This window comes from Methylophaga sp. F-2, assembly GCF_056859315.1.
In genome coordinates this window covers 357,238-371,159 of the sequence record NZ_JBSXOF010000018.1, presented here as the reverse complement: position 1 = coordinate 371,159, position 13,922 = coordinate 357,238, and the positions used below count along the sequence as shown (strand labels likewise).

Annotated in this window: 12 protein-coding genes; 11 read left to right on the top strand and 1 reads right to left on the bottom strand. The window is 46.5% G+C overall.

Annotation, left to right across the window (positions count from 1 at the left end; genetic code table 11):
- The first annotated feature begins 15 nt into the window (after window positions 1–15).
- The 10 genes from AC13DA_RS08795 to AC13DA_RS08750 all read left to right on the top strand — a co-directional run bounded on the left by AC13DA_RS08795 (window position 16) and on the right by AC13DA_RS08750 (window position 10,609).
- Complete coding sequence (locus tag AC13DA_RS08795) at window positions 16–2,148, top strand: heterodisulfide reductase-related iron-sulfur binding cluster (protein WP_284451018.1); 2,133 nt, start codon at window positions 16–18, stop codon at window positions 2,146–2,148.
- Complete coding sequence (locus tag AC13DA_RS08790) at window positions 2,114–3,514, top strand: hypothetical protein (protein ID WP_284451019.1); 1,401 nt, start codon at window positions 2,114–2,116, stop codon at window positions 3,512–3,514. Before AC13DA_RS08795 ends, AC13DA_RS08790 begins: the two co-directional genes overlap by 35 nt.
- 47 nt (window positions 3,515–3,561) lie before the next feature.
- Window positions 3,562–4,359 carry an electron transfer flavoprotein subunit beta/FixA family protein gene (locus tag AC13DA_RS08785; protein ID WP_284451020.1) on the top strand — a complete coding sequence of 266 codons (798 nt, stop codon included), beginning with the start codon at window positions 3,562–3,564 and terminating at the stop codon, window positions 4,357–4,359.
- A complete protein-coding gene (locus tag AC13DA_RS08780) occupies window positions 4,359–5,318 on the top strand; it encodes an electron transfer flavoprotein subunit alpha/FixB family protein (RefSeq protein ID WP_284451021.1) in 960 nt (319 codons plus the stop codon). Before AC13DA_RS08785 ends, AC13DA_RS08780 begins: the two co-directional genes overlap by 1 nt.
- 70 nt (window positions 5,319–5,388) lie before the next feature.
- On the top strand, window positions 5,389–5,862 hold the full coding sequence (ribH, locus tag AC13DA_RS08775; protein ID WP_273179682.1) for a 6,7-dimethyl-8-ribityllumazine synthase: 474 nt from the start codon (window positions 5,389–5,391) through the stop codon (window positions 5,860–5,862).
- A gap of 168 nt (window positions 5,863–6,030) precedes the next feature.
- Window positions 6,031–7,164 (top strand): aminomethyl transferase family protein, encoded by a 1,134-nt coding sequence (locus AC13DA_RS08770; protein WP_273179683.1) that lies wholly within the window; start codon window positions 6,031–6,033, stop codon window positions 7,162–7,164.
- Window positions 7,165–7,179: 15 nt separating this feature from the next.
- Window positions 7,180–7,785, top strand: a complete 606-nt coding sequence (locus tag AC13DA_RS08765; RefSeq protein ID WP_284451022.1) for a dimethylamine monooxygenase subunit DmmA family protein — start codon at window positions 7,180–7,182, stop codon at window positions 7,783–7,785.
- The gene (locus AC13DA_RS08760; RefSeq protein WP_007146726.1) at window positions 7,782–8,735 is read left to right on the top strand and encodes a PDR/VanB family oxidoreductase; all 954 of its coding nucleotides are present in this window, start codon (window positions 7,782–7,784) and stop codon (window positions 8,733–8,735) included. The genes AC13DA_RS08765 and AC13DA_RS08760 overlap by 4 nt, the downstream gene beginning before the upstream one ends.
- Before the next feature lie 10 nt (window positions 8,736–8,745).
- The gene (locus tag AC13DA_RS08755) at window positions 8,746–9,786 is read left to right on the top strand and encodes a heme-dependent oxidative N-demethylase family protein (RefSeq protein WP_284451023.1); all 1,041 of its coding nucleotides are present in this window, start codon (window positions 8,746–8,748) and stop codon (window positions 9,784–9,786) included.
- Window positions 9,787–9,826: 40 nt separating this feature from the next.
- On the top strand, window positions 9,827–10,609 hold the full coding sequence (locus AC13DA_RS08750) for a TorF family putative porin (protein ID WP_007146724.1): 783 nt from the start codon (window positions 9,827–9,829) through the stop codon (window positions 10,607–10,609).
- A 42-nt stretch (window positions 10,610–10,651) separates the two neighbouring features.
- On the opposite strand, the gene AC13DA_RS08745 is transcribed toward AC13DA_RS08750, so the two are convergent.
- The gene (locus AC13DA_RS08745; protein WP_284451024.1) at window positions 10,652–12,037 is read right to left on the bottom strand and encodes a PAS domain-containing protein; all 1,386 of its coding nucleotides are present in this window, start codon (window positions 12,035–12,037) and stop codon (window positions 10,652–10,654) included.
- Window positions 12,038–12,085: 48 nt separating this feature from the next.
- Between AC13DA_RS08745 and AC13DA_RS08740 the strand changes: the two genes are divergently transcribed.
- A complete protein-coding gene (locus tag AC13DA_RS08740; RefSeq protein ID WP_284451025.1) occupies window positions 12,086–13,909 on the top strand; it encodes a histidine kinase in 1,824 nt (607 codons plus the stop codon).
- Window positions 13,910–13,922 lie beyond the last annotated feature (13 nt).

Here is a 13,922-nt window from a genome sequence, read left to right as displayed (position 1 = left end):
GCTTGCAGGTGTGTCATGAACGAAGCACAAGAGATTACTCGGATTTTATTTCAAGGTTTTCAGACCTCATCCATTTACCTTTTTTATGCGTTTGGTTATTCCGCAATCGCCGTATTTATTTATGGTTGTTACGTGCAGGTAAGAAAATACCGTCGTGGTAAACCTGATGCAGCCTGGGGCGAGTTTCTGGCGAGATTCGGTGACATGCTGAAAACCATGCTGACGCACCGTACGATTAAACGTCGTGACAGGGCGGCTGGCAAAGCGCATGCAGGAATATTTTTTGGCTTTGTTCTGCTGTTTCTCGGGACAGCCACCATCACACTTGAATACGATATTTTAGAGCCATTATTTGGCTTTAAATTCTGGTATGGCGACTTTTATCTGTGGTTCTCACTGGTACTCGACATTGCCGGAACAGCCGTTATCGCTGGCGTTTTATACATGATGTATCGCCGAAAATGGCTGAAATTACCTAAACTGGATTACAAACGTCCCGATCGTGAACCTACCGATCCTGACTACGACCGCAGTGCTTATCGTCGTGAAGACTGGGCATTTTTATGGGGATTTATCATCATTCTGATCACGGGCTTTTTGCTTGAAGCCTCGCGTCTGATTTGGCTGATGAATGATCCCACCGTCTGGGACTACCGCTGGTGGTCACCGATGGGCGCCCTGATTGCCAATGCCTTACATGGTCTGGGCATGGGACTAGAAGCGGCAGGGCATTTCCGTACCGGACTCTGGTGGTTCCATGGTTTTATTGCTTTGACCTTTGTGGCGCTGATTCCATTTACCAAAGTGAAACATATCTTTACGGCATCTGCGTCGTTGATGTTTCGTGACCCGATGACCGGTCGTCGCTTACCGATGGTGCCAGAAGAGCAGGAAGAGATTGGGGTTAAAACCATTACCGATCTGACCTGGAAAAACTTACTGAACCTGGATGCCTGTACTAAATGTGGACGCTGCCATGAAGCCTGTCCGGCCAATGCGGTAGGAGCGCCATTATCACCACGTGATGTGATTCTGTCATTGCGTGAGTTTGCCAATAACACCTTACAGAAAAAAGAGTTACCGGACGAAGCCGAGCTGGATGTGCATGGTAAAGATATCGGTCAGGTGTTTATGGAAACGCTGTGGTCATGTCGTACCTGTCTGGCCTGCGTGGAAATCTGCCCGGTGGCGGTGGAGCATGTGCCGATTATTGTGCAAATGCGTCGTAAATTAGTGGATGAAGGCAATATGGAGCCGATTCTGCAAAAAACGCTGCAATCCGTGCATAAAAACGGTAACTCGATGGGCGAGTCCAAACGTAAACGGGCGAAATGGACCAAGGATTTACCTTTCGCTATCAAAGATGCCCGTAAAGAGCCGGTGGATGTGATGTGGTTTGTCGGCGACTACGCGTCTTTCGACCCACGTAATCAGGTGGTCACAAAATCCTTTGCCAGATTAATGCGTCAGGCAGGTGTGGATTTTGGTTTGTTATATGAAGCCGAAATGAACGCCGGTAATGATATTCGCCGTGTCGGTGAAGAAGGACTGTATGAGTTTTTGGCAACCTCGAATATCAGCACATTAGAACAATGTGATTTCAAATCGATTGTGACCACCGATCCACATTCATTTAACACCATCCGTAATGAATACCCGGACTTTGGTGGCGAGTTTGAAATTAACCACTACACCACAGTGATTAAACAGTTGTTAGAACAAGGCAAATTGAAGCTGAAAAAACAGCTGGATCTGACGGTGACTTTCCATGATCCATGCCACTTAGGCCGTTACAACAAAGGTTATGACGCACCTCGTGATATTATCAAAATGCTTGGTTGTGACCTGGTGGAAATGGCACGTAATCGTGATAACTCATTCTGCTGTGGTGCCGGTGGTGGGCGTATCTGGATTCCTGATCCTGTCGGCATCCAAAAACCATCTGAAAATCGGATACATGAAGCTGGTGAGATTGAGGATCTGGATGTGTTTATCGTGTCGTGCCCGAAAGATCTCACCATGTTTGAAGACGCACGTAAAACCGCCGGTTATGAAGGCAAGTTTGAGGTGAAAGAGCTGATCGAGCTGATCACTGAGTGCGTGGAATTTGACGATGAGTCTGTTGATGAAGATGCAGACGCAGCTTAATGATTCGATGCCGGGCTCTGCGGCTGAGTTAATCTCAGTCGCGCTCGACAGTGGCGATATTTACAGCGCGGCTGCAGTGTATGGTCTGGCAGATTTTCATGACAAAAAATTGCTGGCAGAGCTGATAACGGCACAGCGTCGTGATGTACTTAAACTGGCACGCTGGCAGCATACTCCTGCCGATGTACTGGCTTTGCTGGCTGGCCTTGAAGATGATGCCGTGCGTTTACGCCTGGATAAAAACCCGGCGACTCAAACCCAGACCTTAAGCAATTTATACCGTGATGAAGTGGACATCAGCTTTATTACTCTGATTGCCAAACATGCTCACACCAGTGCGGATGTGTTGTGGCAGATTTTACATACCACTACGGCAACAGATTTGGTGAGAGCTGTGGTGAAAAATCCGAATGCGGATAGCAAGACTTTAGCCTTGGTTGCAGAAAAGTTTGCTGATCAATTTGATGCTGAACTTGCCAGTCATCCAGCGACATTGGGTGATTTATTAATGACGTTATATGCGCGTGGTAATGAGTTTGTTCAGGCCGCTGTTGTGGCTCATAAAGCGTGTCCGACCGCTATTTTTACTATTGCCGCGAAACTGGAAAGCAGTCTGATCCTGCGTCATTTAGCGACCAATCCACATATCGATAAACGACTCAGCGCCCGTCTGGCTTTGGATAAGGATTATTCCGTCAGGCGAGCCGCAGCGAGTCATAAAAATCTGCCGGTATGGGTTTTAGAAGAGCTGGTTGAAGATCAGTCGGAATATGTCAGACGCGTGGTAGCCGCCAGAGAAGACCTGACGCCAGAGATGATGAATTGTTTGCTGGCAGATACGGAGCACTGGGTCAGACAATGGTTGGCACTCAACCCAAAACTCACAGAATCACAGTTGTACAGCTTAGCTCAGGATGAGCATAAAGAGGTTCGCCGAGCTGTGGCCAGAAATCCGAAAACCAATTCGGCATTACTGAGCCAACTCGCTAATGATCAAGAAGTCTGGGTACGTGCTGCGGTAGCAAATCAGCCTAATACGCCGGCCAGCACCTTGATCATCCTTGCCGAGATGGACGATATCGACGTGCTGGGTGGTGTCGCCTCTAACCCAAAAACCCCGCAGAAAGTACTGCAGCGCTTGAGCTATTCCATCAGTGCTGATGTCAGGCGGGCGGTCATTCTCAACAATATGGCGATTCGCCAGACCTTACTGCCTCTGCTGGATGATCCGTATTACCTGAATCGCATGATGCTTATCCAAAGCAGAGCACTTAGTGCTGATGACAAATGGACCTTATATGACGATCCGGACCCGGCGGTTCGGTTCAGCCTTTTTACCTGGTTTTCCAGGCAATACCAGCAGTAACTCACTGCAAATAAAGCTGATGTAGACAGCAATTTAGGAGAAATAGCATGAAAATTTTAGTTGCAGTCAAAGAAGTCGCTTCACTTGACGATGACTTTGAAATTCGTGACGACCAATTGGACGTCGATGAGGACTTTCTGCTTTATGACCTGAATGAATGGGACGATTTTTCCCTGGAAGAGGCCATGAACATTAAAGAGGCCTCGGATTCAGAAGTGGAAGTGGTGGTGGTGTCTGTTGGTCCCGATCGTGTTGAGGAAAGTTTGCGTAAATGCCTGGCTAAAGGTGCAGACCGGGCAATTCGTGTGTGGTCGGATGAGATGGAAGGATCGGACTCGATTACCGTGGGCCGCATTCTGGCCGCGGTCGCCGAACAAGAAAAACCGGACATGATTTTTGCCGGTGTGCAGTCGTCTGATGATGCGAATGCCTCGACTGGTATTTCTTTATCGTCTTATCTGAACTGGCCTCATGCCGCCGTGGTGGCTGGATTGGACTACACACCCGGCAGCAATAAAGCCGTGGTCAGTCGTGAGCTGGAAGGTGGGATGGCACAGGAAGTAGAGATCAGCTGCCCTGCGGTGCTGACTATTCAACTGGGGATTAATACACCGCGTTATGCCTCTTTACGCGGTATCAAACAAGCCGCTGCCAAACCTATCGAAGAAATCAGCCTGAGTGATTTGGGATTAAGTGCCGAGGATGTGGGCGCCAATGCCAGTTTTGCACGGGTACGTCGTATGTATATTCCTGAAAAAGGCATGGCAACCATGATTGAGGGTACGCCCGCAGAACAGGCTGCAAAACTGGCTGAGATAATTAAAGAATACAGAGGAGAACTCTAATGAAAACGATTTTGGTGATGGCGGAAACCCGTCAGAATGAATTACGCCCGAATTCTCTGGAAGTGATCTCTGCTGCCCAGGAATTACGTCAGGCGGATGACAAGGTCATTGTGGCGGTAACAGGGCAAAACGCCGACAACTACACCAGTGCATTATCGCTCGCAGGGGTTGATGAAGTCGTGGCGGTGAAAACGGCAACAGAAGATTTTGATGCCGATATTCAGGAAGCCGTTGTCTCTGAACTGATGGAACAATACGCGCCATCTGTAGTATTGATGCCGCATTCTGTAGATAGCCTGGGTTACGCACCAACGCTGGCTCGTAAAGGCAATTATGGTTTTGCCAGTGATGTATTCGGGCTGGCTTATGATGGTAACGATCTAGTCGCAACCCGTGCCGCCTACAATCAAAAAGTGAATGTGGAAGTGGATTTTCCCGGCAAAGATTGTGTGCTGCTAACGATTCGTCCAAGTGTGTTTAAACAAGCGGAAGACGCAGGGTCACCGGCGATTTCATCTCTGGATATGACTTCGCTGACCAGTCGTAGTCAAAATTTGCGTTATGTTGAACCGGAAGGCGCAGATGATATTGATATTACGGGTGTGGACTTTATTATGTCTATCGGCCGCGGTATCGCAGAAGAAAATAATGTGGATACCTTCCGTGAATTATCTGAGCTGGCGGGAGCAACATTATGCTGCTCGCGTCCGATTGCTGACTCAGGCTGGTTGCCAAAGTCACGTCAGGTAGGGCAATCTGGCAAGGTAGTCGGTGCTTGCAAGCTGTATGTGGCGATGGGAATTTCCGGCTCAATTCAACATATGGCAGGGATGAAACATGTGCCCAGTATCGTGGCGGTGAACACCGATCCGGGCGCATCGATATTTAATATTGCCAAGTACGGCATTGTGGCGGATATCTTCGATATTGAAGAAGAATTGCGCACACACTTTGAATAACGTTATTTTATTCGGCATCGGGTAAGACTCTGACTTACCCGATGCTATTTATTTATATGAGGAAACAGATTTGGCAGATATACATGGGGCAGGTGTTCGCGACGATATTGACGGCAATGGCTTTCGAGTAGGTATCGTTGTCTCGCGGTTTAACTCTGAGATTTGCACGGCACTGTTAAATGCCTGTGTTGACCAGTTAAAAGCCAGCAACGTTCAGGAACAGGACATTCAGGTATTGTCTGTGCCGGGTGCATTGGAAATTCCGATGGTTTTACATGAACTGGCATTAAAAGGTAATTGTGATGGTCTGGTCGCATTAGGCTGCATCATTCGTGGTGAAACCTATCATTTTGAGATTGTGGCCAATGAGTCAGCACGTGCCTGTACCGATATTCAGATTGGCACAGGAATTCCGCTGGCCAATGCGATTTTGACCACAGAAGATGAGCAACAAGCAAAAGATCGCATGATTATCAAAGGCCGTGAAGCGGCATTAGTGATTATTGAAATGATTCAGACACTAAAGTCTTTGCACGCAGAGTAAATTTTTCTTAATTATTTTATTTATTATCAATGGATTATAAAAGGTAGAGCATAAAAAATCAGATGGTTTTTACCCATTAAGGAGTACTCCATCATGAGAATTTTTATATGCGGCTGATTTCGGTAAGTTTTTTACATTGAATTCGTTCTATGTAACCGGAGTTAGACCATGAATAATCCACTGCCCAAAGAAACTACCACACGGAACTCAGTACTCAATGTTCGCCATAAAGAACTTGGGTCAACACTGGATGGCGAAACATGGAATGGCATGCCCATTCCATGGAGCTACCATTCGGATGTGAATGATGAGGTTGTTGCGGTCCGTACCCGGGCAGGTCTTTATGATGTGTCTGGTCTCAACATTGTTAATGTATCGGGACCAGCCGCATTAAAAATTATCGACAAGTTGGTGACGATTGATGTCACTAAGCTCGAACCAGGTACTTCCCGACTTGCCGGTGAAGTTAATGAAGAAGGTGCGCTGGTCGATGACATCATGGTCATTTGTGATGATAAAGAACATTACCGTTTATCTCATGGCAGTGGCGCCACACAACAAACCTTAGCCGAACTCGCTAAAGGTGAGGATGTCACAGTTGAACAGGATTATGATGTACATATCCTGTCGCTGCAGGGCCCTCGTTCTATCGATATTCTGGATCCGGAACTGGATTTCGACCTCGCCGGATTACCTTATTTCAAACATATCAAGACGACCTTATTCGGTCGTGAAGTGATCCTCGCTCGCGGTGGTTATTCCGGTGAGCGCGGCTACGAAGTTTATTGTTCCGCGGCTGATGCTGTGTACCTGTGGGACATGATTCTGGAAAAAGGTCAGCCCTATGGCTGCATCCCGGCATCATGGGACTCACTGGATCTGACACGCGTTGAAGCGGCCTTACTTTTCTTCCCATTTGATATGCCTGAAGGCGATACCACACCGTGGGAAGTCAATATGGACTGGTGTGTCGATGAAGACAAACCCGGTGATTACATCGGTAAAGAAGCGGTGCTGAAGTTAAAAGGCAGAGAACGCTTCAAACAAATCGGTCTGGAATGTCGCTCAAAGCAAGCGGTAGAGGTCGGTTCTAAATTATTCATTGATGGCAAAGAAGTCGGTGTGGTGACCAGCTCCAGCTACAGCCAATATCTGATGAAGTCACTGGCAATGGCCCATATCAAACCGGAATACAGCCAACTTGGCACCACAGTAACCGTGGCTGACGGTGATGAGGTCAAAGCGACCATCGTCAAGATGCCTTTTTATGATCCTATGCGTGTTCGCACTCACCCTGAGTAAATTGAGGAATAGATGATGGAAAAAGGTTACTCAATTACAACCAAACCTATTTACGGCACCTTGGTCTGGCAAAAAAAAGCGACACATCATGTGGTGATCGTTGGCGGTGAAGGTGGTGGTAAAGCCTTGCTGAAGTTATTCCAGCAAATGGTGCCAAAACAACCTTTATCAGTGTTTTATCTGGCTGATGATGCAGCAAGTAACAAGTATGTGAGCATCGTTGAAGAGATGTCAGGTGAGTCAATTACTGTCTGCGACTCACAGGAAACCTTAACCGCGGCGATGAAGACTGAGCTGGACAATTGCTATATGGGCACACAGTTCTACGTTGCTGGTGAAGAAAAACTGATTTGGCCAGTCGCCAAGTTGCTGACTGAATATGGCGTCGATGACCGGAATATTTTTAAAGAACAGACAGGGTCTTTAGCTAGACGCGTGTTCTGCGTGCATTGCGAAACGATTAATGAGGACGTTCACCACAACATTCATCAATGTGTGAACTGTGGCCTGAATTTATTCGTTCGTGATCATTTCTCCCGTCATTGGGGTGCCTATATGGGCTTTATGGTCGATGGTGAAACACCCGGCGAGATTCCACCAGCACAGGAGGTTTACCCATGAGTGCTTTAAAAGTCAAAGTCACTTCCGTTGAGCAAGTGGCTGAACAAATCAAACATTTTACGATGGTAGCCGAAGATGGCAGCCCACTGCCTTATTTCTCTGGCGGCAGCCATGTGGTTGTATCGATGGATATCGATGGCCGGACCCATCGTAATGCCTATTCCTTAATGGGCCCTACCAACGATAACAGTGCCTACCAGATTGCGGTGCGTAAGCAGGAAAAATCACGTGGTGGTTCAGTGTTTATGCATGAGAAAGTGGAACCAGGCACCTTATTAGAAATATCGATGCCTACCAATTTATTCTCGATTCATCGTCTGGCGAAAAAACACATTCTGGTGGCCGGTGGTATTGGTATTACGCCTTTCTTGTCACAGATTACCGATTTAAATCGTCTCGGTCATGACTACGAATTACATTATGCTTATCGCAGTGCTGAACATGCGGCTTTCCGCAAAGAAATTGAAGCCTTATGCGGTGATAAAGCATTTTTCTATCCTGAAAATGAAACCGGCCGACTCAATATCACTGAATTATTGAGCAAACAGCCTTTGGGTTCACATGTGTATGTGTGCGGTCCGGATCCAATGGTAAACGGTTTGGAACTGATCGCTTCCGAGCTGGGCTGGCCAGAAACGTCTGTACATAGTGAGAAGTTCTTGGCACCAGCTAGTGGTGCGCCATTCACTGTCAGCTTATTGCAATCCAATACCGAGGTCGTTGTGCCTAGTGACCTCAGCATGCTGGAAGCGCTGGAGGAAGCGGGTATCGATGCGCCTTATATGTGCCGTGGCGGTGCCTGTGGTCGTTGTGAGGTGGAAGTCGTCGAATGTGACGGTGACTTAGTTCATCACGATGAATACCTGTCCGACGCTGAGCGTGTCGCTGCTAAGAAAATTTTACCTTGTGTCTCGCGTGCCAACTGTACACGCATGGTCATCAATTTGTGAGGAATAAACGATGAATATGGCATTTAATGAAGAAACATTTCGTGGTGATTTCACGTTTAGAAACTCGCCTGAATCAGTAAGACGTTTTCCTTACCCGTTTGAAGAAGACGAGTATATGTACAGCGTTAACATTGAGCAGCACACCTCGGGTGAGCCCGGTTCTGTATTTGAGCATCCTATTGATGTTGATGAACACTATGTAGCGGAGTGTAAAGAGCGAGCCATTGTTCTGAGTGAAGATCATACTCGCTGCGTTGCTTTGCCTCATATGATGGATGCTCAATGGGATACGCTGGAATTAGTGATGACATCACTTTCTGAAAGTTATCCGTCTGAGTTTCAGTTAACCATTGATGATGATAACTGGCATTGGGTCAATAAACCACTGGGTATTGAAGATCGCTTTGTATTTGGTGACGTGTCTACTTTACCGATGGAGCCGTTCGAATACGTAATGCGTCAGGTTCAGGGTGACTGGGTCATCATGGATCAACGTGATAATGATCTCTATGCCGACCTCGGTATGGTGACCGGACAGGCGGATTGGTCGGTCGCATTTGATGCCGGCATGTCATTTAAAGAATGGCACGCACCGGTGCCTCATGCACCTGAAATGGGGATTTTTGATCGTGCCCTAAAATACCTTTTACACCTGCAATACGGTAGCCCGGTTCGTCGGACTAACTGGCGTATGTGTGTTAACCCACGACTCGATACGTCATCAGAAACCTATGATGTCTGGGGCACGGATAACGTGTCGGCCACCAAAGAAAATGCCGGTGAAAAAGTCTTTTTACGGGTAGAACTGCAAGCCTTGTTCAGACTGCCACGCAGTAATGCGATTGCCTTCAGCATCCGTACTTATATGGTGAGTCTGGCAGACTTGGCGACTTACCCACGTTGGGCGAAACGTTTAAACCGCGTATTACGCAGCCTGCATCCGGATCTGGCGGAATACAAAGGCTTGAATAGCTTTAAACAACCGGTACTGGATTGGCTAGAACCATTGGATGATGGCGCCTTTTTGGAAAAAGGAACACATCCGGAATAACACTAGATTAGGGGTAATCATTTAGTTAAAGGAAGGGAAGATGAAAAAAACAGTTTTGATGGTGGCAATGGCGGCAGCATCAACGTTCTCAGCAACTAACACCCTGGCAGAAGAAACATCACCACATAGTTTTAGTTCCAACGTCGGAATTTTTAGCCAATATGTATTTCGTGGCATTACTTACAGTGATGAAAGACCTGCATTACAAGGTGGTTTTGACTATGCTCATGATAATGGGCTCTATGCGGGAATATGGGGCTCGACGTTAGAAGAGGATGACAACTCCGGTAACAGTCTGGAAGTGGATTTTTATGGTGGTTATTACCACCAATTAACAGACGATATTGGGATTGATGTCGGGTTGCTGCAGTTTTATTACCCTGATCACAAAAAGTATAACGGTGAAAATATTGATACCACCGAAGCCTACCTTGCAGCGACCTGGAAATGGTTTACTGCAAAATACAGTCGGACATTAACCGACTGGGGTGGTGTGAATAACAAATCAGCCGGTATTGATGGTTATGCTAATGGTGATACCAAAGGCACTGAATATATCGAGTTGAACTTCGCCTACCAATTACCGTGGGAAGTGAATCTGAATTTGCATGTAGGTCACCTGGATGTGAAAAACTACAGTGATTTCAATTACACCGACTATATGATTGGTTTGAGTAAAGACCTGACCATCGGTCAGTCAGAAGGTTGGACGGTGGGGATTAACTACACCGATACTGATGCGGATAAAGACTGGTGGACAGGTGTAGATGGTGATAACCGTGGCGATAATCAGTTTATCGGCTATATATCACGATCGTTTTAAGCGTTTCATAAGCGGCAGCAGAGGGTCAAGGATGACTCTCTGTTATTGCTCTGAAGTCATCTGTTCCAGCCCATCCATCATTGCTTGATAATTTTCACTACTGATATCAATGATGATGCCTTCCAGAGTTAATAACTCATCTGTTCCTGAAAAGACGCCTTTACCCCGTTCCATGACCCATTTGATTTTATTGCTACGCGTCTGGATGCGGTAAATGATTTGAAAGCTGCGCTGTTGATTAACTTGTTGTTGGACATATTCCCAGACACGTTGCTGATCAGCAGGATAAATCAGCTGCATATAATTGAAATGGAGGGAGTTGGTAATTTCATAAGGCTGGTATTCGGTCACTTCCAGGCAGCCTTCACTGACATAATCAAATGTCCAGTTACGATCATTTTTACAGCGATATAACATGCAAGGCACATTCGGCATGATCATATCGTTAGCGAGTCGGGCACTGGCTTTAAGGTCAGCAGACGTTTGTTTGATACGACTGATATCGGTCAGAGTGCCTATCACGCTGCTGCGTTCACTTTTTAGACGTGAGGTAGTGGTGGCACGCATTTCAAACCATTGAGAGCGGCCATTTTTAGCAATAAGACGTAACTCAAACTGACTGTGGTGACGTTTACCTTCGGTCAGGGCATTTATCCGGGCTTCGGCCAGTGGCAGATCTTCCGGGTGAATGAATTCGAATAAGGTTTTTTGCATGCATTCTTGCGGCGTGTAGTCGAGCATGCGTTCCCAGGCGGGATTAAGAAAAATGATTTTTTGATCAACGTTCATTTGAAACACGATTTGTTCAAGACGATCGATCAAGTAGTGATAAGTGTGATCGGTATCCAGCTTGGATGACGTCGGTTCAGAGGAGGTTGTGGTAGTGAACTGTAACAAGAACTGACCATGTTGCTGTAAAGAGTTAAGGGGAGACAGCGATATCTGAGCTGGAATACTGGTGCCGTCCACATACAGCATTCGTAACATCATGGTTTCGTTGGAACGTTGATTATGCTGACGGCTGATAAAGTCCGTCATTTGTTGGTGAGAGCTGGGGTGGATCAAATTAGTCAGTGGCAAGTCGATAATCATATCGCGCATGCCGTTCATCCCCAGCTCTTTTAGAAAGGCATTGTTGGCGAATTTAATGTTATAACCATCAATGACGGCAGCAGGTGTGGAAAGTTTGCTGGAGAGATCCTGGCCCCAGATAGCATCATCAAAGGCGATGGGCGAGTGTTGGGTTTGAGGGCGACGTTTTAACCGAGGGTAAAGCGTCATGGCTAAGGTAGCGGATAAAAACATGGCAAGCACAGCAGCGAGTGTTGATATATGTACTTTAAATGGGGCGGTGCTATCCCACCAGTACCCTAATACCAGTACAAAAATGCTGCTCAACATGATCAGGCTGAACAAGATGATATTCATGTTTATATCCTTATTTTATTGCCCAGCTTTTGATGAAAAGTTTGCAGCATGATGAAATTAAAACAGCGTCTTAGCGAAATTTTCTGCATTTTTTCCCGACGCACACTTTATACAAAGTGGGTGGTTTTGCTGATATGTATTGCTGCGACTATCTCATTGATGCAGGCTGGGATTTTCTTCCTTTTGGATTATATGCCTTCTGTGCAAATAGCTCTAGCCAAGGTCAATGAACAGAAATATTACTGGGAAAATCAATTAGTTCATATTGATTTGAAGGACAGTCAGCAGTCACAACGATTGTTCCATAATATGCAGTCCCATTTTCTCGATACCCAAGATCCTGCTGTGGTGTGGATGTTACGTCAGAAGAATGATGACATCGCCGAAGCGGTCAGGCTGATAGAGTCAGAACAAGCCAACTTTTCTCAATTGGCAACATTAAACCTCCGCGCGGCGGTGCAGTTACGCGGCGCTGACCGTTTAGCTTCTGCCTATAAAAACCTTGAACAGGCCCTGCATAAAGATATCGAAATTAAACGAGCCGTATTAACGCTGCTGGAATCGGTCAGTCTGGTGTTTGTGCTGAGCTGTATTTTGCTGTTGGTGCTGAGTACCAGAAAGGTCTTGGTTGAAAGGCTGGATAGACTTCTGGCCTTTATCTACGCCAAAAATAGTGAAAACAGTGAACTGGATGTGGATGATGAGTTTGCTTTGCTGGAGCATCGGGTTTCAGAGTTATCCGCCAAAATGGAAAGCTTTGAGACGGAAGTCGCCTGGGCACACCGAACCAGTGAGCACATTCGTGTATTAACCCGTGCCCAAAGTTTTTTATTACGCTTTATTGAAACCGTATCTGAAGATGTATTGAGTGAAAAAACATTACTTAAGATGCTGTATTCACTGGAGCGAACCATGGGCTTTACCAACACCGCTCTTATTTATACTGACGATGCCGCAGTCATTTCTACCGAACAAGTGATTTATTCACATCACGAACCTAACCCGATATCAGACAAAGTATTTGATGAACTGATTATGTCGGGCACGGCCTCGTTTCTGTCGCTTAATGCCGAATCAGAAGAAGTAGAGTGCTTGGGACTCAGTTTTACGGGGAGTCGCAATGAGGTCGGTGTGCTGGTGGTAGAAATGCAAAAAGGTCGCTTTCTTGAAGATGCTGAAATTAAAGTGCTGGAAATCACGGCGAAATTACTCAGTATGGTCACCAAGTTTCAGAGTCATGATGAAGAAGGGCGACGTCTGGCGATCCTCGAAGAGCGTGCGGCGATCGCCCGTGAGTTGCATGATTCACTGGCTCAGTCATTGTCATTTATGAAAATACAGATGGCCAGACTGCAATCCAATGTGATTGATGATAAGCAGCGAGAAGTGACCACCGAACTCAGGGAAGGCTTAGATAATGCTTATCGTGAGCTAAGAGAGTTGTTAACCACGTTCCGGGTTCACATGGACTTACGCGGACTGGGGTATGCCATTCAGGCGACCATTGATGAATTTTCACAGCGTTCCAGTCTCGCTATTACTTTAGATAATCGCTTGGTGAATTGCCGGCTAACGGTCAATGAAGAGTTTCATATTCTGCATGTTGTGCGCGAAGCCTTATCGAATATTGTCCGCCATTCTGGCGCCAAGCATGTGTCAATTTTGATGTTAGTGAATAACAAGGGGGAATTAGAGTTAACCATCGATGACGATGGGGTGGGGATGAGCAAACTATCTTCCACCTATGATCATCACGGGCAGGCAATCATGAAAGAACGAGCTAAGACTTTAGGTGGAGACATTGATGTCATGGCCAGACGTTACGGAGGGACACGGGTACGCCTGAAGTTTGTACCCAAACTGACCGAATAACTCGTCATAAAAT

Coding starts and splice junctions, on each gene's coding strand:
- AC13DA_RS08795 (WP_284451018.1), top strand. CDS start 16: ATGAACGAAGCACAAGAGATTACTCGGATTTTATTTCAAGGTTTTCAG.
- AC13DA_RS08790 (WP_284451019.1), top strand. CDS start 2,114: ATGAGTCTGTTGATGAAGATGCAGACGCAGCTTAATGATTCGATGCCG.
- AC13DA_RS08785 (WP_284451020.1), top strand. CDS start 3,562: ATGAAAATTTTAGTTGCAGTCAAAGAAGTCGCTTCACTTGACGATGAC.
- AC13DA_RS08780 (WP_284451021.1), top strand. CDS start 4,359: ATGAAAACGATTTTGGTGATGGCGGAAACCCGTCAGAATGAATTACGC.
- AC13DA_RS08770 (WP_273179683.1), top strand. CDS start 6,031: ATGAATAATCCACTGCCCAAAGAAACTACCACACGGAACTCAGTACTC.
- AC13DA_RS08765 (WP_284451022.1), top strand. CDS start 7,180: ATGGAAAAAGGTTACTCAATTACAACCAAACCTATTTACGGCACCTTG.
- AC13DA_RS08760 (WP_007146726.1), top strand. CDS start 7,782: ATGAGTGCTTTAAAAGTCAAAGTCACTTCCGTTGAGCAAGTGGCTGAA.
- AC13DA_RS08755 (WP_284451023.1), top strand. CDS start 8,746: ATGAATATGGCATTTAATGAAGAAACATTTCGTGGTGATTTCACGTTT.
- AC13DA_RS08750 (WP_007146724.1), top strand. CDS start 9,827: ATGAAAAAAACAGTTTTGATGGTGGCAATGGCGGCAGCATCAACGTTC.
- AC13DA_RS08745 (WP_284451024.1), bottom strand. CDS start 12,037: ATGAATATCATCTTGTTCAGCCTGATCATGTTGAGCAGCATTTTTGTA.
- AC13DA_RS08740 (WP_284451025.1), top strand. CDS start 12,086: ATGATGAAATTAAAACAGCGTCTTAGCGAAATTTTCTGCATTTTTTCC.